This window comes from Leifsonia sp. fls2-241-R2A-40a, from assembly GCF_030209575.1.
In the GTDB taxonomy this organism is placed as follows: Bacteria; Actinomycetota; Actinomycetes; order Actinomycetales; family Microbacteriaceae; genus Leifsonia.
In genome coordinates this window covers 3,449,854-3,472,871 of record NZ_JARVRS010000001.1, presented here as the reverse complement: position 1 = coordinate 3,472,871, position 23,018 = coordinate 3,449,854, and the positions used below count along the sequence as shown (strand labels likewise).

Genomic DNA, 23,018 nt, shown 5'->3' with positions numbered 1-23,018 from the left:
GGTAGTCTCCGGACTGACCGGGGCTTTTGTGCTGCCTGCCGACGTGCAGCACAACGCGGTCTCGTCGGTCTCCGCGGTCACGTCTGCGGTGTCGGCCTCGCCGGCGTCCGTGTCGGTCGGATCCGTCTCGCCGTCGTCCGTGTCCCCGGCCTCCGTGTCGCTCGCATCCGTCGCCGGTCCGGTGTCGGATCTTCCCGCCGGGCCTGCGGGTCGCTCGACCTCCGCCGCTCTCCTGGGCGCGGTCGCCGGACTCAACTCGGCAGCGCTTCCGTCCTTCCTCGACGCGAACCGGGCCAAGCTCGACGCGCTGCTCGTGAACCCGCCGACGGCCGTCGATGTCAGCCGCCTCTGGAACCTGATCGACCCGGACAAGCAGCAGATGCTCATCCAGGCCGCGCCGCACGTCGTCGGCAACCTGGAGGGTGTGCCCTACGACGTCCGTGGTCGCGCCAACTCCCTCGACCTGAAGCAGACCATCGCGTCCGTCACGAAGACCGTCAAGTCGGCGCACGGACGGGCCCAGCGTGTCGCTCTGCAGCGCCAGCTGCAGACCCTCAACAACGTTGGCAAGGCCCTGTCGAAGCACGACGGGGTCACCCGCACCCTCGTGGCGCTCGACCCGAGCGCGGACGCCAAGGCCTCGATCGTGGTCGGCGACCTCCGCACGGCGTCGTACGTGAGCGTGCTCGTGCCGGGGATGTACATGTCGGTCGGCGAGCAGATCGAGTCGTGGGCGAAGGTGGCGCAGGAACAGTACGACCTGCAGACCGGGACCCTGCGCCGGATCCTCGGACCGCGCGGACACGGCGGCGCCCCCGGCGTGGCCGTGGTGGCGTGGATCGGCTACCAGACGCCCGTCCTGACGAACATCGGCGGCACGACCCTCGCCACGCAGGGCGCGGACGGGCTGGAGCGCACGCTCGAGGGCATCCGCGCCCTCCGCAACGCCGACCAGCCCTACCTGAGCGTCTTCGCCCACTCCTACGGCTCGACGGCGGCGCTGATGGCGCTCGAGCGTCACACGGTGACGGTGGACGCGCTCGCGCTGATGGGGTCGCCGGGAAGCGACGCGCAGTCGGTGGCCGGGCTCGCGGTGACCGGCGGCAACGTCTTCGTTGGGGAGGCGCCGATGGACCCGATCGTGAACAGCGCCTTCTTCGGCAGCGACCCGGGGTCACCCGGCTACGGCGCGAAGCCGATGGGCGTCGGCGGCGCGGTCGACCCGATCACGCATGTGTCCCTGGGCGGCTCCTCCGGGCACAACGAGTACTTCTCGCCCGGCACGGAGTCCATGCGCAACCTGGCTATGATCGGCATCGACCGCGGCGAGCTGGTCATCGGCGACAGCGCGGGCAGCGGCGGCTCGGCAGGGGAGACGACGCAGGCGTCCGCTCGCTGAGCGTCCCGCCGCAGACCACTGGACGGGTTGTCGGTGGCGGCGACCATAATGGGTGGGATGCGACCGGACGACGAGCTTCCCGACCAGCCAGGCGCTGCGCCTGAGCGGGGTTCGGCGGCTGAGCGGGGTTCGGCGCCCGAACCGGGTTCCGCTCCTGCTCCGCGCGGGGCGAGCCGCCGCGCGTTCCTCACCGGCGCGGGCCTCGTTGCTGCCGGTGCGGTGGCCGGCGGCACAGCGGGTGGCGCGGCGGGTGCGGCCCTCGGGGCGGCCGCCGCGCACAGCTCGCCCACCTCGGACGAAGTGGGCGAGGAGTATCCGCCCCTCCCGCCGCGCGGTGGAGGTCCGGGGTTCGACCACCTCGTCGTGCTGATGTACGAGAACCGCTCGTTCGACAACCTGCTGGGCCACCTCTACGACGAGCGGAACCTCCCGAAGGGCAAGCGGTTCGAGGGTCTCGCGTTCGGCGAGTACAGCAACCCGGATCCGGCGGGCGGTCCGGACATCCCGGCGCACGCCTACGAGGGCACCACCGATTTCGTCATGCGGCAGCCGTCGCCCGACCCCGGCGAGGTGTACCCGCACGTCAACACCCAGCTGTACGAGGTCATCGATCCGCCCTCCAACGCCGACGCCCGGCTCCCGGAAATCCTGCCGCCGTACAACGCGCCGCACCCCGGTGCGAAACCAACGATGCGCGGCTTCGTGCGCGACTACATCGGCGTGCTGCGCAAGGACACCGGCCGCGAGCCCGCACTCGACGACTACCGCCGCGTCATGGGCGGCTTCACGCCCGAGATGCTGCCGGTCTTCACCACGCTCGCGCGTCAGTTCGCCGTGTACGACGACTGGCACAGTGCCGTGCCGTCCCAGACGTTCTGCAACCGGTCGTTCTTCAACGCCTCGACGTCGCACGGGTACGTCGACAACGGGGGTGCCGAGGGGCTGCGCAAGTGGTTCGACCCGAAGAACGACTCGCCGACGATCTTCAACCGGCTGGAGGAGGCGGGCCGCAGCTGGCGCGTCTACTTCGACGACCGGCAGCTGATCTCGCTCACCGGCTTCATCCACGCTCCGGTCCTCGAGCAGTTCTGGAAGACGCACTTCCGCACGATGTCTCAGTTCTACGTCGATGTCGCGGAGGGCACTTTGCCCGACTACGCCTTCGTCGAGCCGCGCCTGCTGTACGACCACAACGACATGCATCCGCCGGGCGGTCCGATGACAGAGGAGGAGATCGCGGGCGGGGTCGTCGTCGGCGGTGCGATCTCCGACGTCCGTGCCGGCGACCTGCTGCTGCACCGCATCTACTCCGCCATCCGCTCCTCCCGGAGCGCCCGCGGCTCCAACGCGCTGAACACCATGCTGCTGGTGACCTTCGACGAGCACGGCGGCACCTACGATCACGTCGCACCCGGCCCCGCGACGCCGCCGGACGACAGCGGACCGGGGGAGAACGGCTTCGGGTTCGACCGGCTCGGCGTGCGCGTCCCCGCCATCGCGATCTCGGCCTACACCGAGCGCAACACGATCATCCACGAGGAGATGCACCACGGCGCGGTCATCGCCACCCTCAGCAAGAAGTTCCGGATGAAACATCTGACGGAGCGCGACCGCGGCGCGCGCACGATCGACAACGCGATCAACCGCACCACGCCGCGCCAGCCGGGGACGTGGCCCGACACGCATCCCCAGTACCTCCCCGCGAACCCGGAGGCGGACGCGCCCGCACCCCAGGATGAGGACCGTCCGCTCAGCCCGCCGGGGGTCGGACTGGTCGGCCTTCTCATGGCGCGCTACGGCGCCCCCGGGGCGCAGGTCCCGCGCACCTACAAGGAGGCCTACCAAGCGGTCAACGGGCTGGGGCGCGGGCTGTTCGGCTCGCCCTAGAATCGAAGTGGCGCTGCTCGCCGTTCGAGCGCGGTCCACCCCACCACCGAATCCCACGGAGACGCACCCTTGTCTGAATCAAGCGCAGGCGACATCAGCGCAGAACAGGTCGCGCACCTGGCGAACCTCGCCCGGATCGACCTCAGCCCGGAAGAGCTCGAGAGCCTCACGAAGGAGCTCGGCCAGATCGTCGAGTCCGTCGCGAAGGTCCAGGAGGTCGCCGGACCGGACGTCCCCGCGACGAGCCACCCGCTGCCGCTCACGAACGTGTTCCGCAGTGATGAGGTGCGGCCGTCGCTGACCGTCGAGCAGGCACTGTCCGGTGCTCCGGCGCGCGAGGGCGACCGCTTCAAGGTGGCCACCATCCTGGACGAGGAGTAAGCGCATGACCGACCTGACCAGGCTCTCCGCCTCCGTCCTCGCCGAGAAGCTCGCCGCAGGCGAGGTCTCCTCCGTCGACGCCGTGCGCGCCCACCTCGACCGCATCGAGGCGGTGGATGCGGACGTCCACGCGTTCCTCCACGTCGCCGCCGAGAAGGCCGTGCGCACCGCAGCCGAGATCGACGGCCGCCGAGCCGCCGGCGAGCGGCTCGGCCCGCTCGCGGGCGTCCCGATCGCGATCAAGGACGTGCTGGCGACCGAGGACATGCCCTCGACGTCCGGCTCCAAGATCCTCGAGGGCTGGATTCCGCCGTACGACGCGACGGTCGTCCGCAAGCTGCGCGAGGCAGACCTCGTGCCGCTCGGCAAGACCAACATGGACGAGTTCGCCATGGGCTCCTCCACCGAGCACTCGGCCTACGGTCCGACCCGCAACCCGTGGGACCTCGAGCGCATCCCGGGTGGATCCGGCGGCGGCTCGGCTGCGGCCGTCTCCGCTTTCGAGGCTCCGCTCGCACTCGGCTCCGACACCGGCGGGTCGATCCGCCAGCCGGCCGCGGTGACGGGGTCCGTCGGCGTGAAGCCCACCTACGGCGGCGTCAGCCGGTACGGCGCCATCGCGCTCGCGAGCTCGCTCGACCAGGTGGGGCCGGTGTCCCGCTCCGTCCTCGACGCGGGCCTGCTGCACGACGTGATCGGCGGGCACGACAAATTCGACTCGACGTCGCTGACCGACACGTGGCCGTCGATGGCCGACGCGGCACGCGCCGGGTTCCGTGAGGGCGCGCTGAAGGGCGTGCGCGTCGGCGTCATCCGCGAGATCGCGGGCGACGGCTTCCAGTCGGGTGTCAAGCAGCGATTCGACGAGTCGCTCGCCCTGCTGGAGTCCGCGGGCGCCGAGATCGTCGAGGTCAGCGCGCCCAGCTTCGAGTACGCCGTCTCCGCCTACTACCTGATCCTCCCGGCCGAGGCGTCGAGCAATCTCGCGCGCTTCGACTCGGTGCGCTTCGGCCTGCGGGTCGACCCGTCAGAGGGCCCGGTGACCGTCGAGCGCGTCATGGCCGCCACCCGCGACGCGGGCTTCGGCCCCGAGGTGAAGCGCCGCATCATCCTCGGAACGTACGCACTGAGCGCGGGCTACTACGACGCCTACTACGGCAGCGCGCAGAAGGTCCGCACGCTCATCCAGCGCGACTTTTCCGCCGCCTTCGAGAAGGTGGATGTGCTGGTCAGCCCGAGCGCGCCGACCACCGCCTTCAAGTTGGGCGAGAAGATCGACGACCCGATGGCCATGTACCTGAACGACATCACCACCATCCCGGCGAACCTCGCCGGGGTACCGGGCATGGGACTCCCGATCGGCCTCGCGCCGGAGGACGGTCTGCCCGTCGGGATGCAGTTGATGGCGCCGGCCCGCGCGGACGCCCGTCTGTACACGTACGGAGCGGCGCTCGAGCAGCTGCTCGAGGAGAAGTGGGGCGGCCCGTTGCTCGCCCAGGCGCCGGATCTGAGCGCCACCGAGATGTTCGCGAGCGAAGAGGGAGCCGTCTGATGGCGAACACTGCCCAGAAGGTCCAGCTGATGGACTACGACAAGGCCCTGGAGCTGTTCGAGCCGGTGCTCGGCTTCGAGGTGCACGTCGAGCTCAACACCAAGACCAAGATGTTCTGCGGCTGCGCCAACGAGTTCGGCTCCGGCGCCAACACGAACACCTGCCCGACCTGCCTGGGGCTCCCGGGCGGCATGCCGCAGGTGAACGAGAAGGCCATCGAGTCGAGCATCCGCCTGGGTCTCGCGCTCGGCTGCGAGATCGCGGAGTCGAGCCGTTTCGCCCGGAAGAACTACTTCTACCCGGACCTCGCCAAGGACTTCCAGACGTCCCAGTACGACGAGCCGATCGCGCACGACGGCACGATCACCATCGAGCTCGAGAACGGGCGCGAGCTCACCATCGAGATCGAGCGCGCCCACATGGAGGAGGACGCCGGCAAGCTGACGCACGTCGGCGGCGCGACGGGTCGCATCCAGGGCGCGGACTACTCGCTCGTCGACTTCAACCGCGGCGGTGTGCCGCTGGTCGAGATCGTGACGAAGATCATCGAGGGCGCCGAGGCCGACGCTCCCGAGGTCGGCCGCGTCTACGTCCGGGCCATCCGCGACATCGTCAAGGGTCTCGGCGTGTCCAACGCGCGCATGGAGGAGGGAAACGTCCGCTGCGACGCGAACATCTCCCTCCGCCGCCGCGGCAGCACCGAGCTAGGTACCCGGACCGAGACGAAGAACGTCAACTCGCTGCGGTCGATCGAGCGCGCGGTACGCTACGAGATCCAGCGTCAGGCGGCCATCCTCGACGCCGGCGGCACCATCGTGCAGGAGACGCGCCACTGGCACGAGGACTCGGGCACGACGAGCGCGGGCCGTCCGAAGTCGGACGCCGACGACTACCGCTACTTCCCGGAGCCCGACCTCGTGCCGGTCGCCCCGAGCCGCGAGTGGGTCGAGGAGCTGCGCGGCACTCTGCCGGAGCAGCCCGCCGCGCGCCGCAAGCGTCTCACCGCCGAGTGGGGCTTCACCGCCCTCGAGTTCCAGGACGTCGCCAACGCCGACCTGCTCGACGAGGTCGAGGCCACGATCGCAGCGGGCGCGACCCCCGCGGCCGCCCGCAAGTGGTGGACCGGAGAGATCGCCCGTCTCGCCAACGCGCAGAACGTGCCTGCGGGCACGCTGGTCAGCCCGCAGCACGTCGCGGAGCTCGCCGGTCTGATCGACGCGGGCACCCTGACCGACCGTCTCGCACGTCAGGTGCTCGAAGGCGTCATCGCCGGCGAGGGACGTCCGCAGGAGGTCGTCGACGCCCGCGGGCTCGCGGTCGTCTCGGACGACGGCGCGCTGATCGCCGCGATCGACGAGGCCCTGGCCGCTCAGCCGGACGTGCTGGCGAAGATCCGCGACGGCAAGGTGCAGGCGGCGGGTGCGGTGATCGGTGCCGTGATGAAGGCGATGCGCGGCCAGGCCGATGCCGCCCGCGTGCGCGAGCTGGTGCTCGAGCGCGCGAGCGCCGAGTAGCGTTCCCTGACGATTTGCGCCAAATCGCGGTTCTGCCCTCGTCGGAACCGAGATTTGGCGCAAATCTCGTCGGTGGAGCGCGCTAGCGTGGGGCTATGGGCGTCTTCACTCTCGGCGGGCTCACCACGGCTCCTGCATCAACCCGCACCGATCTCGTCGCCCCGGCGACGCTGACGACGCTGGAGGCGCTCGGCTGGCTCGACCAGGTCGGCGTCGTCGAGATCGACCCGGACATCTCCGACACCGCCGCGACGCGCCACGAGTTCGGGCTGGATGCGTCGAACCTCGCCAACTGCGTGGTCGTCGGAGGCAAGCGGGAGGGCGTCGAACGCATCGCCGCCTGTGTCGTCCTCTCGACCACCCGGGCCGACGTCAACAACACAGTGAAGCGGCTGCTCGACGTTCGCAAGGCCTCCTTCCTGCCGATGGACCGTGCGGTCGAGCTGACCGGCATGGAGTACGGCGGCATCACCCCGATCGGGCTTCCGGACGGCTGGCCCGTGCTGGTCGACTCCGGCGTGCTGGAGGCCGACGTCGTCATCATCGGGTCCGGCGTCCGCCGCTCGAAGATCCTGCTGCCGGGCCGCCTGCTCGGCGAGCTGCCGAACGCCCAGGCGATCGACGGGCTCGGCCTCGAGGTGTCTGCCGGATGAGCCGCCCGTCATGACCGGAACCGCCGTCGACCGCGTTCTCGGACCGGTCCGCTCCCGCCTGATCGAGACCCTCGCCGGGCGGTCCGACGAGGTGCCGGCGTGGATCCTCCGCCTGGAGTCGGGCGAGGACGAGGGCTTCTTCTCGCCGGACAGCGCGGCGTGGGCCGTGCACGGCGGCATGCCGACCCTCGTGGCCGGCGTTCGAGCGCTGCTGCTGCAGGCGCTGCATCCCGGAGCGCTCGCGGGGGTTCGCGACCACTCCCGCTACCGCGAAGACCCGCTGGGCCGCCTCGCGGGGACCATCCAGTGGATCCACACGGTCACCTTCGGCAGCCGCGGCCAGGCGATCGCCGGCTCCGAGATGGTGCAGGCGCTGCACCGGCGCGTGACGGGCACCTACGTGGACGGGCACGGCGTCGAGCGCCCGTACACGGCCAACGATCCGGACCTCGCCCGCTGGGTGCATCTCGCGTTCACGGATGCCTTCCTGACGGCGCATGAGCACTGGGGCGCGCCCATCCCGGGAGGGGCGGACGGCTACGTCGCGGAATGGGCGACCGCGGCCGAGCTCATGGGCGTCCAGGATCCGCCGCGCACCGCCGCCGCCCTGAGGGCCGAGATCGACGCGGTCACCGACGCGGGGGAGTTGCGTGGCGGGGACGACGTCGAGGAGATCGTCCGGTTCATCCGGCGGGCACCGCTGCGCCGGATGCTGCGCCCGTCGTACCGGGTCGTCTTCCGCGCAGCGGTCTCGACGCTCGAGCCGCGCCACCGGGCACTGCTCGGGATGCCGCCCACGCGCACCGAGCGACTGCTGCCGCTGCACACCGCGACGGCGGCCGTGCTCGGCGGAGCCGGCGTGCTGCTGGGGCCGCAGCCGCAGGCGGAACTGGCGGCACGACGACGGCTGGAACGTCTCGCCGCTGCATGATCCCGCCGCGTGCGAGAGGATGACGGAATGGACGACGCCCGCACCGAACAGGCCCCGATCGAACGCACCCGCACCGTCACCTGGGAGGACCCGGCCCCCGGCGTCGCCCAGATGCCGACGATGACCGGCCTCGAATATCTGCGGTCGATGCTGCGCGGGGAACTGCCGCCGCCTCCGATCACGGCGCTGATGCGGATGACGCTGGTCGCCGCCGACCCCGGAACGGCGACGTTCGTCTGCGAGCCCGACGAGTCGCACTACAACCCGATCGGCACGGTGCACGGCGGCTACGTGTGCACCGCGCTGGACTCGGCACTGGGATGCGCGGTGCAGACGACGCTCCCGCAGGGGCAGGGCTACACCTCGATCGAGATCAAGGTGAACTACCTGCGCCCGGTGTTCGCGCACACGGGCGCGCTCACCTGCACGGCGACCGTCACGAAGCCCGGGAACCGGGTGGCGTTCGCCGACGGGGTGATCACCGACTCCACGGGCAAAGCGGTCGCCACGGCCACCGGGTCGCTGCTGGTGTTCCCGATCGCCTGACGAGGGGGCGGCGACTACTTCGACTGGTCGGCGAGGAGCTTGTCCCGCACCTTCCGGCGGATGACCTTGCCGACGATGGAGCGCGGCAGCTCGTCCACGGCGTAGACGTGCTTCGGCACCTTGTACGGCGTCAGGCAGTCGCGGCCGTAGGCGCGGATGGCGTCCTCGTCGAACGACGCACCCGGCTCCATCACGACGGCGGCGACGACGACCTCGCCACCCCGGCGGTCCGGGAGCCCGACGACCGCGACGTCGGTGACGCCCGGGAACGAGCGCAGCGCGTCCTCGACCTCGGTCGGGGAGACGTTGAAGCCGCCGGTGACGATGAGCTCCTTGATGCGGTCGACGATGCGGACGAAGCCGTCCTCATCCATCGTCACGATGTCGCCGGTGCGGAACCAGCCGTCGCCGGTGAAGACCTTCGCCGACTCGTCGGGCTTGCGCCAGTATCCCGAGAACACCTGCGGGCCACGGGCGAGCAGCTCGCCCTCCTCGCCGAACGGCCGGTCGCTGGACGGGTCCTCCGGGTCGGCCACGCGCAGCTCGGTGCTCGGGAGCGCCAGGCCGACCGTCCCCGGCTTGCGGGTCGCGCCGACCGGGTTCGCCATCAGCACCGGCGAGCATTCCGAGAGGCCGTAGCCCTCGACGAGGTAGCCGCCGGTCTTGTCCTCCCACAGGTCGACGATGGCCTGCGGCAGGCTCATGGCTCCCGAGATGGCGATCTCGATGCCCGAGAGCGACACCGTGCGCTTCTCCGCCGCCTGCACCAGCCGCTCGTAGATCGGGGGGACCGCGGGGAGGAACGTCGGGGGATGCTTCTTCACCACATCCAGCACCAGGTCAGGGTCGAACTTGGGGAAGAGCACCAGCCGCGCGCCCATGCTCATCGCGAAGGTCAGGCACAGCGTGAGCCCGTAGGCGTGGAAGAGCGGCAGCACGGCGTAGACGACCGACGAGCCGCGCTCGATCGTCGGCACCCAGGCGCGCGCCTGCGCGGCGTTGACGTTCAGGTTGCCGTGGCTGAGCATGGCGCCTTTGGGCAAGCCGGTCGTGCCGGAGGTGTACTGGATGAGCGCGAGATCGTCGCGCTCCGGTCGCGGGTACGACGTCTTCAGGCGGCGGGAGGCGACGAGCGAGTCCCAGGAGACGGTCCCGGAGGTCTTCGCGGTCAGCTGCTCGCGCGCCGTGCGGGCCGCGCGGACGGGAAGCCGCAGCGCGAAGCGCTTCGAAGCGGGCATGGCGCGGGTCAGGTCCACCGAGATGACGGTGGTGACGCCGAGGTCGGCGGGAAGCGCCTGCACGGTCGCGGCGACCTTGTCCCAGACGATGGCGACGGTGGCGCCGTGGTCCTCGAACTGGTGCCGCAGTTCGCGCGGCGTGTAGAGCGGGTTGTGCTCCACCACGACCGCCCCGAGGCGAAGCACCGCATAGAAGGCGGCGACATGCTGCGGGCAGTTCGGCAGCACGAGAGCGACGCGGTCGCCCTTGGAGACGCCGAGCTTGCGCAGCCCCTCCGCCGCACGCGCGATCTGGTCGCCCAGCTCGGCATAGGTCGTGGTCGCGCCGAAGAACTCGAGCGCGACGTGCCGGCCGTACGTCTCGACGGAGGCGTCGATGAGGTGGGAGAGCGAGCCGTCCGGGACCTCGACCGTTGCGGGAACGCCGTCCGCGTAGCTGGCCACCCAGGGTTTCGCATCGTAGGGGGAGTGCTCGGCGGGGGAGTGGTCGCCGCCGTGGCCGGTCACGCTGTCCGTTGTCACGCGCGCAAGCCTACGCGGAGGCGACCAGCGCCCGCACGGCGTCTTCGATGGGGGTGTCCCCGCCGATGACCTCCCACTGCTTGCCGATGGCTCCCGGCTCGTGCAGCACGACGGCGATGAGCGTGGCGACGTCCTCGCGGGCGATGCTGCCGCGCGGGACGCTGTCGCCGAGCGTCACGCGCCCGGTGCCCTCATCGGTGGTGAGGCCGCCCGGGCGGATGATCGTCCAGTCGAGTGCGGATTCCCGCAGCGCCGCGTCGGCGTCGCGCTTCGCCTCGACGTAGGCTTTCCACACCGGGTCCGAGTCGTCGACCGGGTTGTCGACGCCCCAGGCGGAGACCTGCACGAACCGGCGCACGCCGGCCTGGGCTGCCGCCTCCTGCGACTTCACCGAGCCGCCGTAGTCGACCGTGCGCTTGCGCTCGATGCCGGAGCCAGCGCCGGCGCCTGCGGTGAAGACGACGGCGTCGCAGCCTTCGATGGCCTTCGCGAGCTCGCCGGCTTCCGCCTTCTCGATGTCGACGAGGGCGCCCTCGCCGCCGAGGCGGTAGACGTCGTCGGCGTGCTCCTCGTTGCGGACGACGCCCACGAACTCGTCACCGCGGTCGTAGAGCACCCGCATGAGCTGCTGGGCGACTTTTCCGTGGGCACCGATGATCGCGACTCGAGACATGCTTCCATCCTTCCACCGACCGCCCCGCTGAGGCGACACGCTTCCGCCGGGCGCGAACGCTCTGGGCAGCCGCCGCGCGCTCTGTTACGGTCGTGACCATGACCGCCCTGCTCGAGCTCCTCGGACGCGCACTCGCGTCGGCGCTCGGCATGCCCGGGCTCGGGATGCACGGAGGCAGCCCCGCTGGAGTCGTGGCCCTCGCCGGTGTGGCCGGCGCGCTGGGTCTCGTCGCCGTGGTGGCGGCCGCCGCGCTGCGCTCGGTGGCGGCGCTCGCCGCATCCCTGCGGGTCCGCTCGGCGTGGGCCCGGCCGGTCGAACCGGTCGCCGGGTGGCTCGCCCAGAGCCAGTCCGCCCCGGATGCCGATGGGCGACCGCGCCCCAGGGCGCCGGGCCTCTCCCTGCCGGTCGCGTAGCGTTCGATCCGCTGTCAGGCGGACCCGCTGCCCGCGACCAGACGCGTCCTCACTCGTCCGAATCGCAGGGATCACTCACTCATGGACTTCTTCTCCTGGCCGCCCATCGCGGCCGTCCTCGACGGGGCGTACGGCCTCGTCACCGGCCTGTCCGCCGCCGTCGAACCGTTCGCGGGAACGGCCGCGGGCCTCGTCGCCGTCGTCGCGTTGACGATGCTCGTCCGCATCCTGCTCATCCCTGTCGGCATCAGCCAGGTGCGGGCCGAGTACAGCCGCCGCCGGCTCGCGCCGCACCTCGCCGAGCTGCAACGGCGCCACGCGGGGGACCGCGAGACGCTCGCCCGCAAGACCATGGAGCTGTACCGGGCGGAGCAGGTGTCGCCGTTCGCGGGGATGCTGCCGCTGCTGGCGCAGATCCCGGTCGTCACCCTCCTCTACGCGGTCTTCACCCATGCGACCATCGCCGGGCACGCCAACGGCCTGCTGGGCGAGCACGCCTTCGGCGCGCCGCTCGGAACGAGCTTCGTCGGGCTGACGGGGGCCGGAGCGGGCGTCTGGCCCGCGATGCTCGTGTACCTCGGCGTCCTGGCGCTGATCGCGATCGTGACGACGGTGTCCCGCCGCGTGCTCACGCTGCCGCAGCCGGAAGGTTCGCCGGCGCCGGTCGGGATGCTGCGCGCGCTGTCGTTCCTGCCGTACGTGACCGTGGTCTTCGCGGCGTTCGTCCCGCTGGCGGCTGCGGTGTACATCCTGACCTCGACCGCCTGGACGGTCGCGGAGAGGTGGACGCTCCGGCGGCTGCTCGACCCCGCACGCCGCGCCGGCGGCACTGCCTCACCGACGACCTCGCACTGAGCGGGCCCACATCCCGGGATGGAACGATGAGAGCCATGTGGAGACGCGCCCCGAAGGAACCCGCTGCGACCGACACCGCCGTGAGCGCGCCCGGCTTCGGCGTCGGCGTGCAGGTGTACGTGCGTGAGCACCTCCCGCCGTCGAGCGACGACTGGGTCGGTGAGCCGACGGGCGTGATCATCGCGCCAGGAGACCGCAGCCTGCGCAACGTCTACGGCCCCGCAGACGGCCTCACCACCTGGACGATCGCCTTCTCGGAGCCGCAGTATCGCCGCGACGGCCGGGGCCCGTACGAGACGGCCGTCGTCCCCTCGGCCCTCCTGGTCGCCGAGGAGCCCGTCCCCGACTGAGGCGGCGTGCCACTGAACCGGTTCGCCACCCTCTACCTCCCCGCAGCCCCCGAACCTACAATGACGGCATGTTCGTCGAGGGGACCCTTCGATGGCAGGTCACGGAGGACTGCCCGTGGGACCTGCTGATGGCGCTCGCCGTCCGCGACCTCACCGGGCTCTCCGAGCGCGTCCAACCGACCCTTCCGCCACTCCATCCGGCCGTGTCGCCGGTACTCCAGCCCCACCATCCGGGACCGGTCGGAGGGCGGATGAGGACGCGTCCGCTGCCGCTCGGCGACCCCCGGCGCGGCCGCCCGCCGGGCACGGGCGAGGGGACGGATCCGGCCGCGCCCGATGCGCTGGCGCAGCAGTGGCAGGCCTGGTTCGACCTCGCGGCCGACCGTCACCGCCGGGCGACGGCTCCGCTGTTGCGGCCGCCGCACTTCGAGGCGTTCGACCGCGCGATCGAGCTGCAGGATGCCGTGATCGCGCACTACGAGCTCGCTGACCGCTGGGCGACGGCCCGGCATGCGGAGTACCTCGGCGCCAGCGCCGACTACCATGCGCGCCGCGCGGCGGACATCGTCGACGTGGTGCGCGAGCGGGAGCACGAGCTCCGGCGGCAGGCAGGGTACTTCCGGCTCGACATCGACGTGCTGCCGCTCGCGGAGAAGGGCGCGTGGATCGTCGGCCCGCACACGGTGGCGATCAGCTCCACCCTGCGCGACGACTCCGACGCGTTCCGCGGCTGGCTGCGCCCCCTCGTCGCCGCGCTGGTCTGACCGGGGCACCCCCGCGCGCATCCCCTCCGCCTCCCCGCCGAGTTGCGACCTCATGTCACCACTCGACGGGGATTCGGACATCTGCTCACCACTCGACGCGGCGGGCGCGGCAGTGGGGGAGCAGGCGCCGGTTACGCGGGGCGCTTGGACGGGGAGGTGGTGAGCTCCGGGTCGGTCTGCGCCACGTCGCCGACGGCCTCGTCGATCCGCCCCATGATGTCGCCGGTGAGCCGGATGCCCGCGGCCTCCGCGTTCGAGCGCACCTGCTCGGGGCGCGACGCCCCGACGATCGCTCCGGACACGTTCTGGTTCTGCAGCACCCACGCGACGGCGAGCTGCGCCATCGTGATGCCGAGCTCGTCGGCGATCGGCTGCAGCCCCTGCACCGCGGTCAGCACGTCCTCGCGCATGAAGCTGCGAATAGCGTCGGCTCCGCCCTTGTCGTCGGCGGCGCGGCTGCCCTCCGGCGCCTGCTGGCCCGGCTTGTACTTGCCGGTGAGCACGCCCTGGGCGACCGGCGACCAGACGATCTGCGAGATGCCGAGCTCGCCCGAGGTCGGGATCACCTGCTTCTCGATGACGCGCCACAGCATCGAGTACTGCGGCTGGTTCGAGATGAGCTGGATGCCGAGCTCCTTCGCGAGCGCGTGTCCCGCGCGCAGCTGGTCGGCCGTCCACTCGCTGACACCGATGTAGAGCGCCTTCCCCGAGCGGACGACGTCGGCGAACGCCTGCATCGTCTCTTCGAGCGGCGTCTCGCTGTCGTAGCGGTGCGCCTGGTAGAGGTCGACGTAGTCGGTTCCGAGCCGCTGCAGCGAGCCGTCGATCGACTCGAGGATGTGCTTGCGGGAGAGCCCGACGTCGTTGTGGCCCTTCGGCCCAGTGGGCCAGTAGACCTTGGTGAAGATCTCGAGGGAGGCGCGGCGCTGGTTCTTCAGGGCGTCGCCGAGCACCTGCTCCGCGACCGTGTTCGCATACGCGTCCGCCGTGTCGAAGGTGGTGATGCCCGCGTCGAGGGCGGCGTGCACGCACTGCGTCGCGATGTCGTTCTCGACCTGCGAGCCGTGGGTGAGCCAGTTGCCGTAGATGATCTCGGAGATCTTGAGTCCGCTGTTGCCGAGGTACCTGAATTCCATGGTTCAAACGTATCCCCGTTCGGCGCCGGTGTCGGCGGCAGGTGAGAAGCTGGAGGGGTGGGACGAGCGGATGGAAGCCAGCGGCAGGTCAGCGCGGCCGACGTCGACGACTCCGAGGCCGGCATCCTGCACGTCGACATGGATGCGTTCTTCGCCTCGGTCGAGCTGCTCGAACGCCCGGACGCCCGCGGCAAGCCGGCGATCGTCGGCCATGCGGGCGGCCGCGGGGTCGTCACGAGTGCGACCTACGAGGCCCGGCGCTACGGCGTGCGCAGCGCCATGCCGATGTCGCAGGCGCTCCGGCTCTGCCCGAACGCGATCATCCTGCCGCCGCACTACGAGCGGTACACCGAGTACTCCGCCAAGGTGATGGACATCTTCCGCGACGTGACGCCGCTGGTGGAGCCGCTGAGTATCGACGAGGCGTTCCTGGATGTGACCGGCGCTCGACGGCTGCTGGGCTCGCCGCGGCGGATCGCCGAGCTCATCCGGTCGCGCGTGCAGGCGGAGACCGGCCTGACCTGCTCGGTGGGGGTCGCCGCGACGAAGTTCATGGCCAAGCTGGCGTCCGGCCGGGCCAAGCCCGACGGTCTCCTGGTCGTCCCGCGCTCGGAGACGCTGGCGTTCCTCCGCCCGCTGCCCGTCGGCGCTCTGTGGGGTGTGGGCGCGAGCACGCAGGCCTCCCTCGAGCGGATGGGCCTGGTCACCGTCGCCGACCTCGCGGACGCCCCGCTGCACGTGCTGCAGAAGGCCGTCGGCGACGCGACCGGGCGCAAGCTGCACGAGCTCGCGCACGGGCGCGATGCGCGCAGCATCGTCACCGAGTCGCGTGAGAAGAGCATCGGGCACGAGAACACCTTCGGCACCGACGTGGGAGACCTCGACACCCTGCGCCGCGAGTTCCTCCGGCTCTCCGGGATGGTCGGCGAGCGCCTGCGGAAGCACGCGATGGTCGCCCGCACCGTCTCGATCAAGGTGCGCTTCGCCGATTTCCGGACGATCACGCGCTCCCGCACGCTGGCCGAACCGACCAACGTCGGGCGGCGCCTCTTCGAAGAGGCCTGGGATGTGTTCGGCGCCCTCGACCTCGATGTCCGGCAGACCCCGCTCCGACTGATCGGTGTGCGGGCCGAGCAGCTGCTCGACGCCGGCGGCGACGCCCTCGCGCTGTGGGATCCCGACGAGGAGTGGCGGGAGACGGAGCGGACCCTCGACGCCGTGAGCGCGCGGTTCGGGCGCGGGATGATCGGACCGGCGTCGCTGGTCCGGCGATCCCGCGACGCCGACGAGGAGGAGCGCGACGGGCGCAACCCGAAGTACGTCAGCGACTGAGGGCAGCGGCCGTCAGCGCAGGCCGACCTCGATCGGCCGGTGGTCGCTCCCGTTGGCAGGGAGCACTTCGCTGTGCACGGTGGTCAGCCCGCGGGTGAGCACGTGGTCGAGTCGGGCGACGGGGAACTGCGCCGGCCAGGTGAAGCCGAGCCCGAGCGCGTCATCGGAGCGTTCGGTCAGCGTCGACAGCAGGGGAGCGAACCGTCGGTCGGTGCTCGCGGCGTTGAGGTCGCCGACGACGACGAGTCGCGGCGTCTCGTCGTCGCGGACGGTCGTCGCGAGCTGGTCCAGCATCCGGTCGCGTTGCCGGTACTCGCCGATCCGCACGGAGGCGAGGTGGGCGACGTACACGCGGGTCGGCGTCCCGGGGGTCTGCACGTCGACGCGCAGGGCGCGGTCCCAGCCGAGCCCGAGGTCGAGGCGCTGTTCGGCGCTGAGCTCGTAGCGGCTCCACAGTCCGACCGTCCCAACGATCACGTGGTGCGGGTAGGCCGCGTCGAGCACGGTCTCCACCTCGGGCCGTGTTGAGGCGTCGAGCTCCTGCAGGGCGATGAGTTCCGGTCCGCGTGCGGCGAGCCCCTGAGCGATCGTCGCGGCGGACGCGTTGCCGGCCTCGATGTTCTCGCTGACCACCCGGAACGCGGGAGCGCCGGCCGGCATCGCGGGCAGCAAGGCGGCGCCGAAGAGCGACCACCAGGCGGCGGCGGCCAGCGCGACCGCAACACCGGCGAAGAGCGACAGCCGCAGCAGCGCGACGACCCCGAGCACCAGGAGGGCCGCCCCGGCCCACGGCAGCAGCGTCTCGATCAGCGAAGCGGCCCCGCCCGTGTCCGGCAGCATCCCGTGTCCCGCCAGCAGCGCGCCGACCGCGAGCGCCCCGAACCCGGTCAGGATGCCGCGGGGCCGGCGCGAGGTGAGAAGGGACACCCGAGCGATTATGCGGGCCGGGTCCCTGAGAACCCGCCGAAGGCCCTGTGAGGGCCGTGGATGCGCGCTGCGAAGGAGCCTGGTCAGGTCGCCGGGTGCGCGCTACGGTGGCGGCATGACGAACATCTCGCTCCGACTCGCGGAGACACTCAGCGCATCCGGCATCAAGTCGGTCTACGGCGAACCGGTCGTCGTGGACGGCACCACCATCGTCCCGGTCGCCGCCGTCCAGTTCGGCTTCGGCGCCGGTGTCGTCGGCGAAGGCGGAGAGGACGCACCCGGCGGCGGTGGGGGAGGCGGATGGGCGGTGCCCTTCGGCGCCTACATCTCCGACGAGACCGGGGTGCGGTTCCGGCCGAACCTGATCACGCTGCTCGCCGTGGGCATCCCGTTCGTCTGGGTGGCCGGCCACGCGTGGGCGCGGGTCATCCGCGCGTTGAAGAAGTAGCGCCCGGCCCGCGCCGGTCTACACTGGAGGCGAACACGGGAGTCCGGTGAGCCGGGCTGAGAGGAGACTTCTCCAAGTCTCGACCGTCGAACCTGATCTGGGTAATGCCAGCGCAGGGAGGCCATCTCACATCCCGTGCCCTGTTTCGCAGACTGAAAGGGCACGTCCAGTGCATGCAACCATCACCTCCACGGGCGCGCGTCCGCGCGTCCTCCGCTGGCGGGTCGTCGACATCGTCGTCGCCAGTGTCGTCGCCGTCGCGTCCGGCGTCGTCTTCTGGGTCTGGGGAGTCCTCCAGAACCCGATCTCGGGCCCGGTCGGCGCCGTGCTGCCGGGCTTCCAGGGCATCCTGAACGGTCCCTGGCTGTTCGCAGGGGTGCTCGTCGCCCTCATCGTCCGGAAGCCGGGAGCCGCGCTGTACGGCGAACTGGTCGCCGCGATCGTCTCGGCGCTGATCGGGACGCAGTGGGGCTTCGCCACGCTGCTCTCCGGCGTCGTGCAGGGGCTCGGTGCGGAGATCGTCTTCGCGCTGTTCCTGTACGCGAACTGGCGGCTCGTTCCCGCACTGCTCGCGGGCGCGGGCGCCGGCCTCGCGGAGTCGATCCTCGATCTCCTCTACTGGTACCCGGGGTCGAAGCCGGAGTTCGCGATCACGTACACGATCACCACCACTATCTCGGGACTGGTCGTCGCGGGCCTCGGCTCGTGGCTGCTGGTGCGCGCTCTCGCGCGGACGGGAGCGCTGAGCCGCTTCGCCGCGGGGCGCGAGGTGGGCGGCGAAGCGCAGAGGGTTTCGCGGGCCTGACCGCCGTGCCGACGGGATCATCCACATCCGCCGCCCCGGCCGCCGTCCACGTCGACGGCTGGGGCTGGCGGTACGCCGGGCGCAGCGGATGGGCGGCGCGCGGCGTCGATCTACGCATCCAGCCCGGCGAACGCGTTCTGCTTCTCGGCGCGTCCGGTGCTGGGAAGAGCACGCTGCTGGCCGGCTTGGCCGGCGTGCTCGGCGGGGACGACGACGGCGAGGTGGAGGGAACGCTGACCGTCGCGGGGCGTCCCCCAGCGGAGAGCCGTGGCACCGCCGGGCTGCTCCTGCAGGATCCCGACGCGCAGGTCATCCTGGCGCGCGTCGGCGACGATGTCGCCTTCGGATGCGAGAACCTGGGCGTGCCGCGGGACGAACTGTGGAGCCGCGTGCGAGCGGCGCTCGGCGCGGTGGGGCTCGACGTCCCGCTCGACCGGGCGACCGCGCAGCTCTCCGGCGGGCAGAAGCAGCGGCTCGCCCTCGCCGGGCTGCTCGCGATGCGTCCGGGCGTCCTGCTGCTCGACGAGCCGACCGCGAATCTCGATCCGGACGGCGTCCTGGAGGTGCGGGATGCGGTGCGCGCCGCGCTCGACGCGACCGGTGCCACGCTGGTCGTGGTGGAGCACCGGGTCGCCGTATGGCGCGACCTGGTCACGCGCGTCGTCGTGCTGGGCGCGGACGGCGGCATACTGGCCGACGGCGAGCCGGATGCGGTGCTCGCGGACCGCGCCGGAGAGCTGGCTCGCGCCGGCGTCTGGCTGCCAGGCGCGCCCCTCCCCGACGCGCCGCTGGTTTCCGAGGGCGCGGCCCTGCTGACGACCCGGTCGCTGGTGTTCGGAAGGGGCGCCGCGGTCACGCGCCGCCGCCGACGCGGACGCCCGGTGGTCGGCGAGCCGGTCGGGCATCCCGTCGACCTGGAGGTGCGCGAGGGATCAGCGCTGGCCCTGACCGGGAGGAACGGCGCCGGGAAATCGACGCTGGCGCTGACCCTCGGCGGGCTGCTCCCTCCGCTGGGCGGGATGCTCGTGGCCGAACCGCCGCTGGCCGGCGCCGCATCGCCCGACCCGGCCGGCTGGCGGTCGCGTGAACTGCTCACCCGGATCGGCAGCGTCTTCCAGAATCCCGAGCACCAGTTCATCGCCTCCACCGTCCGGGAGGAGCTCGCCGCGGGACCGCGTGCCCTGCGCCTGGCGGAGACGGAGGTCGCGGAGCGCGTCGATGGCCTGCTCGAACGCCTCGCCCTGACCGGCGTCGCGGACGCCAACCCGTTCACGCTGTCCGGCGGTCAGAAGCGCCGCCTCTCCGTCGGGACCGCGCTCGCGACGCGCCCTCGTCTGCTGGTGCTCGACGAGCCGACGTTCGGGCAGGACGCCCGCACCTGGGATGAACTGGTGCGGATGATCGCCGGGCTCCGCCACGAGGGACACGCCGTCATCGCGGCCACCCACGACGCCGAGTTCGTGCAGGCCGTCGGCGCCGCGCGGCTTCGGCTCGACGCAGCGGAGGTCGTCGCGTGACGCTCATCCAGCCCCTCCGCAGCGGACCGCTGGCGACGCTGAACCCTGTCGCGAAGCTCGGTGCCGCGATGATCGTGACGGTCGCTCTGCTGCTCTCCATCGATCCGGTCTCGGCCGGCGTCGCGCTGGTGCTGGAACTCGTCCTGCTGTCGTTCGCCCGCTTGCCGCTGCGCACCGTCATCGCGCGCACGGCGCCGGTGTGGGTCGCGGCCCCGCTCGCCGGACTCACGACCCTTCTCTACGGGCAGACCTCCGGCACCGTGTATGTGCAGTGGTGGGCGGTCGAGATCAGCGACGGCTCGATCGCGCTCGCGCTGGCGACCGCACTGCGGGTGCTCGCGATCGGCTTGCCTGCGGTGCTCCTGTTCGTGACGATCGACCCGACCGACCTGGCGGACGGCCTGGCGCAGTTGCTCAAGTTGCCCGCGCGCTTCGTGATCGGCGGCCTCGCCGGACTGCGCCTGGTGGGGCTGTTCGCCGAGGACTGGCGCGCCCTCACCCTCGCCCGCCGGGCGCGAGGTGTCGCGGAGGCCGGCGCGCTCCGCCGCTTCCTCGGGCAGTCGTTCGCGCTGTTCGTGCTGTCGCTCCGGCGGGGAACGAAGCTGGCGACGGCGATGGAGGCGCGCGGCTTCGGCGCGCCGGGCGTGCGCACCTGGGCGCGGCCGTCCGTCTTCCGGCCCCGCGACTGGGTCACCCTCGTGGTCGCCCTGCTGGTGGCGGCCGCCGCCGTCGGAGCCGCCGTGGCGGTAGGGAGCTGGAATGCCCCGCTCTCCTGAACTCTCGGCGCTGTCGGCGCTGTCGGCGCTGTCGGGGCTGGAGGCCGCCGTGGTCGCCGCGGTGCGCCGCGCGCAGGCGGCCGGACGCACCCCGGTGGTTCTGATCGACGGCCCGAGCGGTGCGGGCAAGAGCTCGCTCGCCGATCTGCTCGTCGCCGGGTGGCCCGCGGCCGGCCGACCTCGGCTGGTGCGGATGGACGACCTCTATCCGGGATGGGACGGGCTCGACGCCGGGAGCGAAGCGGTCGGCCGCGACCTCCTCGAGCCGCTGCGCGCCTCCGGAGCAGGAACCTGGCAGCGCTGGGACTGGGCGCGCGAGCGACCGGCCGGCCGCGAGACCGTCACCGGCCCGGATCCCGTCGTGGTCGAGGGATGCGGCACCCTCTCGCGGCGCAACGCCGCCCTCGCGGATCTCACGGTCTGGCTCGAGGCGGACGACACCCTGCGCAAGCAGCGCGCCCTCGCCCGCGATGGCGAGACCTTCGCCGTCGAGTGGGATCGCTGGCAGGCGGAGTTCGACGCTTTCGCCGAGCGCGAGCATCCTCGGGAGAACGCGATGCTCACCCTCGACGTCACGGGCGCCGATCTGAGCGGTGGCGCGACCGCCGCGCGATCGGGGACTACGGTGGAGTCATGACCGAAGCACGACAGGACCCCGAGTACATCGTCGAATACGTCGACGGCCCGCTGGTCGGCCAGACCGACCGCCGTTTCCTGGTAGGCGGCGAGGTGGACGAGCGCATCGGCGTGATCGCCGCCGTCGAGGGCCTCGAGTCGACGTTCTGGTACGTCGCCGGTGAGAAGCGCGACGTCGAGGGCCAGCTGCAGGTGTCGTACCACTTCGACGAGCCGGACTCCGACCCGGTCGCGGCCGACAAGGAAGACGAGTCGATCTTCGGCTTCGGCGCCTGACCGACCCCTTTCGCCTGACGGCGTCGCGACGCCGCCCCGCGGCGGCGCCTACGCCCAGCCCAGTTCGTGGAGCCGGTCGTCGTCGATCCCGTAGTAGTGCGCGATCTCGTGCACGAGCGTGATGTGCACTTCGTCGCGTAGTTCGTCCTCGTCCGCACAGAGCGCGAGCAGCGGCTCGCGGTAGAGGATGATGCGGTCCGGCATCTCGCCGAAGCCGTAGCTGTCGCGCTCGGTGAGCGCGACGCCTTCGTACAACCCGAGCAGGTCGAGGGAGCCGTCCTCCGGGCGGTCCTCGACCACGAACACGACGTTGTCGAGCCCGTCGACCATGTCGTCCGGCAGCCGGTCGAGCTCGTCGGTGACGAGCGCCTCGAACGCCTCCAGGCCGAGCTGCACCGTCACGGTCGCGTCACCAGGCTTCGGCGACGGCGGCGTGCAGGTCGAGCAGCCCGGGGGTCCGCTCGCTCGGTCCGCGGCCGAAGCCGCATTCGGTGCCGACGCCGAACCGCTGCAGTGCCGTGGCAGCGGCCTCCGCACGGCGACGCGCCCCCTCCACGCCGTCTTCGTGGTGGATGAGGCCGAGGAAGAGTTCCGTCTCCTCGGGCACGTCCACCGCGGCCAGCGGAGCGAAGTACTCGGCGTCGTCCCGCTCGATCGGCACCGGCAGGTGCACCCAGGTGACGGGCCGGGGAGCGCTCGTCAGGATGCCCTGAAGCACGTCGGCAAGGTGTCCGGCATCGGCGGGCTGCACGAAGTGCTGCTCCTCCACGTCGCCGTAGCAGAGGTGGTAGCCCACCTGAACGTCCGCCGGAACGGCGGCCGCCTGCCGCGTCGCGCGCTCCACCACGCCCGCAAGCACGTCGTCGCCGAACCACGAGGGCATCCGCCCCTCGAGCAGCGCGAACTCCACGGCCGTGTCCCACTGGATCGCGAGGTCTTCGTGCGGGATGCCATCGAGGATGCGCTGCAACTCGCCGAACAGGGCGCGCTCGTAGGCGGGCTCGAACGCGGCCCGGTCCTCCGCCACGATGAACGGTCCGACCACGCCGGCGGGCGTGGGCAGCGACACCTGGAACCGCGTCCCGGGCGCGATCACGCCCTCCTCGCGCAGCTCGCGGAACACGGCGTACGAGTCGAGCGCGGACTCCGCGTAGCCGAGGTCCGGGAACACGAGGTCGTCGGCGGAGACGCCGTCGTCGAGACGGAAGGGCCGTCCGTCGAAGACCTCGCGCAGGAAGAACGGCTCGACCGGGATGCGCGAGATCCCCGCCATCCGGTCCAGCCGATTGGTCTGGAACTGCACCCAGTAAAAGCGTTCGCCCACCTCGCCGTCCGGGATGCGGTGCATCCGGTCGCCGAGGTGGGCGCTCACGGTGCGGAACACGCTCTCGGCGTCCGGCAGGTTGACGCTGCCGACGAGATGGGCTCCACGGATGTCGGGGGAGGGTGCGGCCTTGCCGGTGCTCATGCTCACTCGCGCGAGTCTA

General features: G+C 71.6%; 25 protein-coding genes and 1 riboswitch. Of the genes, 19 read left to right on the top strand and 6 right to left on the bottom strand.

Annotated features, from left to right (window positions below):
• Window positions 1-43: 43 nt before the first annotated feature.
• The 8 genes from QRN40_RS17140 (at window position 44) to QRN40_RS17105 (ending at window position 8,863) form a co-directional block, all read left to right on the top strand.
• Window positions 44-1,399 (top strand): alpha/beta hydrolase, encoded by a 1,356-nt coding sequence (locus QRN40_RS17140; protein WP_285117117.1) that lies wholly within the window; start codon window positions 44-46, stop codon window positions 1,397-1,399.
• 57 nt (window positions 1,400-1,456) lie between these two features.
• The gene (locus tag QRN40_RS17135) at window positions 1,457-3,286 is read left to right on the top strand and encodes an alkaline phosphatase family protein (RefSeq protein WP_285117116.1); all 1,830 of its coding nucleotides are present in this window, start codon (window positions 1,457-1,459) and stop codon (window positions 3,284-3,286) included.
• A gap of 69 nt (window positions 3,287-3,355) precedes the next feature.
• Entirely contained in the window at window positions 3,356-3,667 is a 312-nt protein-coding gene (gene gatC, locus QRN40_RS17130) for an Asp-tRNA(Asn)/Glu-tRNA(Gln) amidotransferase subunit GatC (RefSeq protein ID WP_285117115.1), read from the top strand.
• Between the two features lie 4 nt (window positions 3,668-3,671).
• On the top strand, window positions 3,672-5,219 hold the full coding sequence (gene gatA, locus QRN40_RS17125; RefSeq protein ID WP_285117114.1) for an Asp-tRNA(Asn)/Glu-tRNA(Gln) amidotransferase subunit GatA: 1,548 nt from the start codon (window positions 3,672-3,674) through the stop codon (window positions 5,217-5,219).
• Window positions 5,219-6,733 carry an Asp-tRNA(Asn)/Glu-tRNA(Gln) amidotransferase subunit GatB gene (gene gatB, locus QRN40_RS17120; RefSeq protein WP_285117113.1) on the top strand — a complete coding sequence of 505 codons (1,515 nt, stop codon included), beginning with the start codon at window positions 5,219-5,221 and terminating at the stop codon, window positions 6,731-6,733. The genes gatA and gatB overlap by 1 nt, the downstream gene beginning before the upstream one ends.
• A gap of 95 nt (window positions 6,734-6,828) precedes the next feature.
• Complete coding sequence (locus QRN40_RS17115; protein WP_285117112.1) at window positions 6,829-7,386, top strand: YbaK/EbsC family protein; 558 nt, start codon at window positions 6,829-6,831, stop codon at window positions 7,384-7,386.
• A 10-nt stretch (window positions 7,387-7,396) separates the two neighbouring features.
• Window positions 7,397-8,317, top strand: a complete 921-nt coding sequence (locus tag QRN40_RS17110; RefSeq protein ID WP_285117111.1) for an oxygenase MpaB family protein — start codon at window positions 7,397-7,399, stop codon at window positions 8,315-8,317.
• A gap of 27 nt (window positions 8,318-8,344) precedes the next feature.
• Window positions 8,345-8,863 (top strand): PaaI family thioesterase, encoded by a 519-nt coding sequence (locus tag QRN40_RS17105; RefSeq protein ID WP_285117110.1) that lies wholly within the window; start codon window positions 8,345-8,347, stop codon window positions 8,861-8,863.
• A 14-nt stretch (window positions 8,864-8,877) separates the two neighbouring features.
• On the opposite strand, the gene QRN40_RS17100 is transcribed toward QRN40_RS17105, so the two are convergent.
• A complete protein-coding gene (locus tag QRN40_RS17100) occupies window positions 8,878-10,623 on the bottom strand; it encodes a long-chain-fatty-acid--CoA ligase (RefSeq protein ID WP_285117108.1) in 1,746 nt (581 codons plus the stop codon).
• Window positions 10,624-10,633: 10 nt separating this feature from the next.
• A complete protein-coding gene (locus tag QRN40_RS17095; protein WP_285117107.1) occupies window positions 10,634-11,296 on the bottom strand; it encodes an SDR family oxidoreductase in 663 nt (220 codons plus the stop codon).
• A gap of 98 nt (window positions 11,297-11,394) precedes the next feature.
• Here QRN40_RS17095 and QRN40_RS17090 point away from each other — a divergent pair, with 98 nt between their 5' ends.
• From QRN40_RS17090 to QRN40_RS17075, 4 genes are all read left to right on the top strand, one after another.
• Complete coding sequence (locus QRN40_RS17090; RefSeq protein WP_285117105.1) at window positions 11,395-11,709, top strand: DUF6412 domain-containing protein; 315 nt, start codon at window positions 11,395-11,397, stop codon at window positions 11,707-11,709.
• 81 nt (window positions 11,710-11,790) lie between these two features.
• Window positions 11,791-12,564, top strand: coding sequence for a YidC/Oxa1 family membrane protein insertase (locus tag QRN40_RS17085; RefSeq protein WP_285117104.1), 774 nt, complete (start codon window positions 11,791-11,793; stop codon window positions 12,562-12,564).
• A gap of 35 nt (window positions 12,565-12,599) precedes the next feature.
• Window positions 12,600-12,914: a hypothetical protein gene (locus tag QRN40_RS17080; RefSeq protein ID WP_285117103.1), complete on the top strand. Its 315-nt coding sequence runs from the start codon at window positions 12,600-12,602 to the stop codon at window positions 12,912-12,914.
• A gap of 68 nt (window positions 12,915-12,982) precedes the next feature.
• Window positions 12,983-13,678 carry a hypothetical protein gene (locus tag QRN40_RS17075; protein ID WP_285117102.1) on the top strand — a complete coding sequence of 232 codons (696 nt, stop codon included), beginning with the start codon at window positions 12,983-12,985 and terminating at the stop codon, window positions 13,676-13,678.
• Between the two features lie 131 nt (window positions 13,679-13,809).
• Here the strand turns inward: QRN40_RS17075 and QRN40_RS17070 are convergent, their stop codons facing one another.
• The gene (locus tag QRN40_RS17070) at window positions 13,810-14,814 is read right to left on the bottom strand and encodes an aldo/keto reductase family protein (RefSeq protein WP_285117101.1); all 1,005 of its coding nucleotides are present in this window, start codon (window positions 14,812-14,814) and stop codon (window positions 13,810-13,812) included.
• Window positions 14,815-14,871: 57 nt separating this feature from the next.
• Between QRN40_RS17070 and QRN40_RS17065 the strand changes: the two genes are divergently transcribed.
• Entirely contained in the window at window positions 14,872-16,146 is a 1,275-nt protein-coding gene (locus QRN40_RS17065; RefSeq protein WP_285117100.1) for a DNA polymerase IV, read from the top strand.
• 12 nt (window positions 16,147-16,158) lie between these two features.
• Here the strand turns inward: QRN40_RS17065 and QRN40_RS17060 are convergent, their stop codons facing one another.
• Window positions 16,159-17,073, bottom strand: a complete 915-nt coding sequence (locus QRN40_RS17060; protein ID WP_285117099.1) for an endonuclease/exonuclease/phosphatase family protein — start codon at window positions 17,071-17,073, stop codon at window positions 16,159-16,161.
• A gap of 115 nt (window positions 17,074-17,188) precedes the next feature.
• Here QRN40_RS17060 and QRN40_RS17055 point away from each other — a divergent pair, with 115 nt between their 5' ends.
• From QRN40_RS17055 to QRN40_RS17030, 6 genes are all read left to right on the top strand, one after another.
• Entirely contained in the window at window positions 17,189-17,521 is a 333-nt protein-coding gene (locus QRN40_RS17055; protein WP_285117098.1) for a spore germination protein GerW family protein, read from the top strand.
• Window positions 17,522-17,546: 25 nt separating this feature from the next.
• Window positions 17,547-17,657, top strand: a riboswitch (TPP riboswitch).
• Window positions 17,658-17,690: 33 nt separating this feature from the next.
• A complete protein-coding gene (locus QRN40_RS17050; RefSeq protein ID WP_285117097.1) occupies window positions 17,691-18,326 on the top strand; it encodes an ECF transporter S component in 636 nt (211 codons plus the stop codon).
• 5 nt (window positions 18,327-18,331) lie between these two features.
• The gene (locus QRN40_RS17045) at window positions 18,332-19,843 is read left to right on the top strand and encodes an ABC transporter ATP-binding protein (protein WP_285117096.1); all 1,512 of its coding nucleotides are present in this window, start codon (window positions 18,332-18,334) and stop codon (window positions 19,841-19,843) included.
• The gene (locus QRN40_RS17040; protein ID WP_285117095.1) at window positions 19,840-20,619 is read left to right on the top strand and encodes an energy-coupling factor transporter transmembrane component T family protein; all 780 of its coding nucleotides are present in this window, start codon (window positions 19,840-19,842) and stop codon (window positions 20,617-20,619) included. The genes QRN40_RS17045 and QRN40_RS17040 overlap by 4 nt, the downstream gene beginning before the upstream one ends.
• Window positions 20,603-21,256, top strand: a complete 654-nt coding sequence (locus QRN40_RS17035) for a nucleoside/nucleotide kinase family protein (RefSeq protein WP_285117094.1) — start codon at window positions 20,603-20,605, stop codon at window positions 21,254-21,256. Before QRN40_RS17040 ends, QRN40_RS17035 begins: the two co-directional genes overlap by 17 nt.
• Window positions 21,253-21,531 (top strand): hypothetical protein, encoded by a 279-nt coding sequence (locus QRN40_RS17030; protein WP_285117093.1) that lies wholly within the window; start codon window positions 21,253-21,255, stop codon window positions 21,529-21,531. Before QRN40_RS17035 ends, QRN40_RS17030 begins: the two co-directional genes overlap by 4 nt.
• Window positions 21,532-21,579: 48 nt before the next feature.
• Here the strand turns inward: QRN40_RS17030 and QRN40_RS17025 are convergent, their stop codons facing one another.
• Both QRN40_RS17025 and QRN40_RS17020 read right to left on the bottom strand, forming a co-directional pair.
• A complete protein-coding gene (locus tag QRN40_RS17025) occupies window positions 21,580-21,861 on the bottom strand; it encodes a metallopeptidase family protein (protein WP_285117520.1) in 282 nt (93 codons plus the stop codon).
• Between the two features lie 79 nt (window positions 21,862-21,940).
• Entirely contained in the window at window positions 21,941-22,999 is a 1,059-nt protein-coding gene (locus QRN40_RS17020) for a hypothetical protein (RefSeq protein WP_285117519.1), read from the bottom strand.
• Window positions 23,000-23,018: the final 19 nt, after the last annotated feature.

Bases quoted from the DNA above. Each gene is read 5' to 3' on its own strand.
- QRN40_RS17110 (WP_285117111.1), top strand. From the start codon at position 7,397: ATGACCGGAACCGCCGTCGACCGCGTTCTCGGACCGGTCCGCTCCCGC.
- QRN40_RS17035 (WP_285117094.1), top strand. From the start codon at position 20,603: ATGCCCCGCTCTCCTGAACTCTCGGCGCTGTCGGCGCTGTCGGCGCTG.
- QRN40_RS17080 (WP_285117103.1), top strand. From the start codon at position 12,600: ATGTGGAGACGCGCCCCGAAGGAACCCGCTGCGACCGACACCGCCGTG.
- QRN40_RS17070 (WP_285117101.1), bottom strand. From the start codon at position 14,814: ATGGAATTCAGGTACCTCGGCAACAGCGGACTCAAGATCTCCGAGATC.
- QRN40_RS17030 (WP_285117093.1), top strand. From the start codon at position 21,253: ATGACCGAAGCACGACAGGACCCCGAGTACATCGTCGAATACGTCGAC.
- gatB (WP_285117113.1), top strand. From the start codon at position 5,219: ATGGCGAACACTGCCCAGAAGGTCCAGCTGATGGACTACGACAAGGCC.
- QRN40_RS17115 (WP_285117112.1), top strand. From the start codon at position 6,829: ATGGGCGTCTTCACTCTCGGCGGGCTCACCACGGCTCCTGCATCAACC.
- QRN40_RS17025 (WP_285117520.1), bottom strand. From the start codon at position 21,861: ATGGTCGACGGGCTCGACAACGTCGTGTTCGTGGTCGAGGACCGCCCG.
- QRN40_RS17055 (WP_285117098.1), top strand. From the start codon at position 17,189: ATGACGAACATCTCGCTCCGACTCGCGGAGACACTCAGCGCATCCGGC.
- QRN40_RS17020 (WP_285117519.1), bottom strand. From the start codon at position 22,999: ATGAGCACCGGCAAGGCCGCACCCTCCCCCGACATCCGTGGAGCCCAT.
- gatA (WP_285117114.1), top strand. From the start codon at position 3,672: ATGACCGACCTGACCAGGCTCTCCGCCTCCGTCCTCGCCGAGAAGCTC.
- QRN40_RS17105 (WP_285117110.1), top strand. From the start codon at position 8,345: ATGGACGACGCCCGCACCGAACAGGCCCCGATCGAACGCACCCGCACC.
- QRN40_RS17090 (WP_285117105.1), top strand. From the start codon at position 11,395: ATGACCGCCCTGCTCGAGCTCCTCGGACGCGCACTCGCGTCGGCGCTC.
- QRN40_RS17135 (WP_285117116.1), top strand. From the start codon at position 1,457: ATGCGACCGGACGACGAGCTTCCCGACCAGCCAGGCGCTGCGCCTGAG.
- QRN40_RS17075 (WP_285117102.1), top strand. From the start codon at position 12,983: ATGTTCGTCGAGGGGACCCTTCGATGGCAGGTCACGGAGGACTGCCCG.
- QRN40_RS17085 (WP_285117104.1), top strand. From the start codon at position 11,791: ATGGACTTCTTCTCCTGGCCGCCCATCGCGGCCGTCCTCGACGGGGCG.
- QRN40_RS17095 (WP_285117107.1), bottom strand. From the start codon at position 11,296: ATGTCTCGAGTCGCGATCATCGGTGCCCACGGAAAAGTCGCCCAGCAG.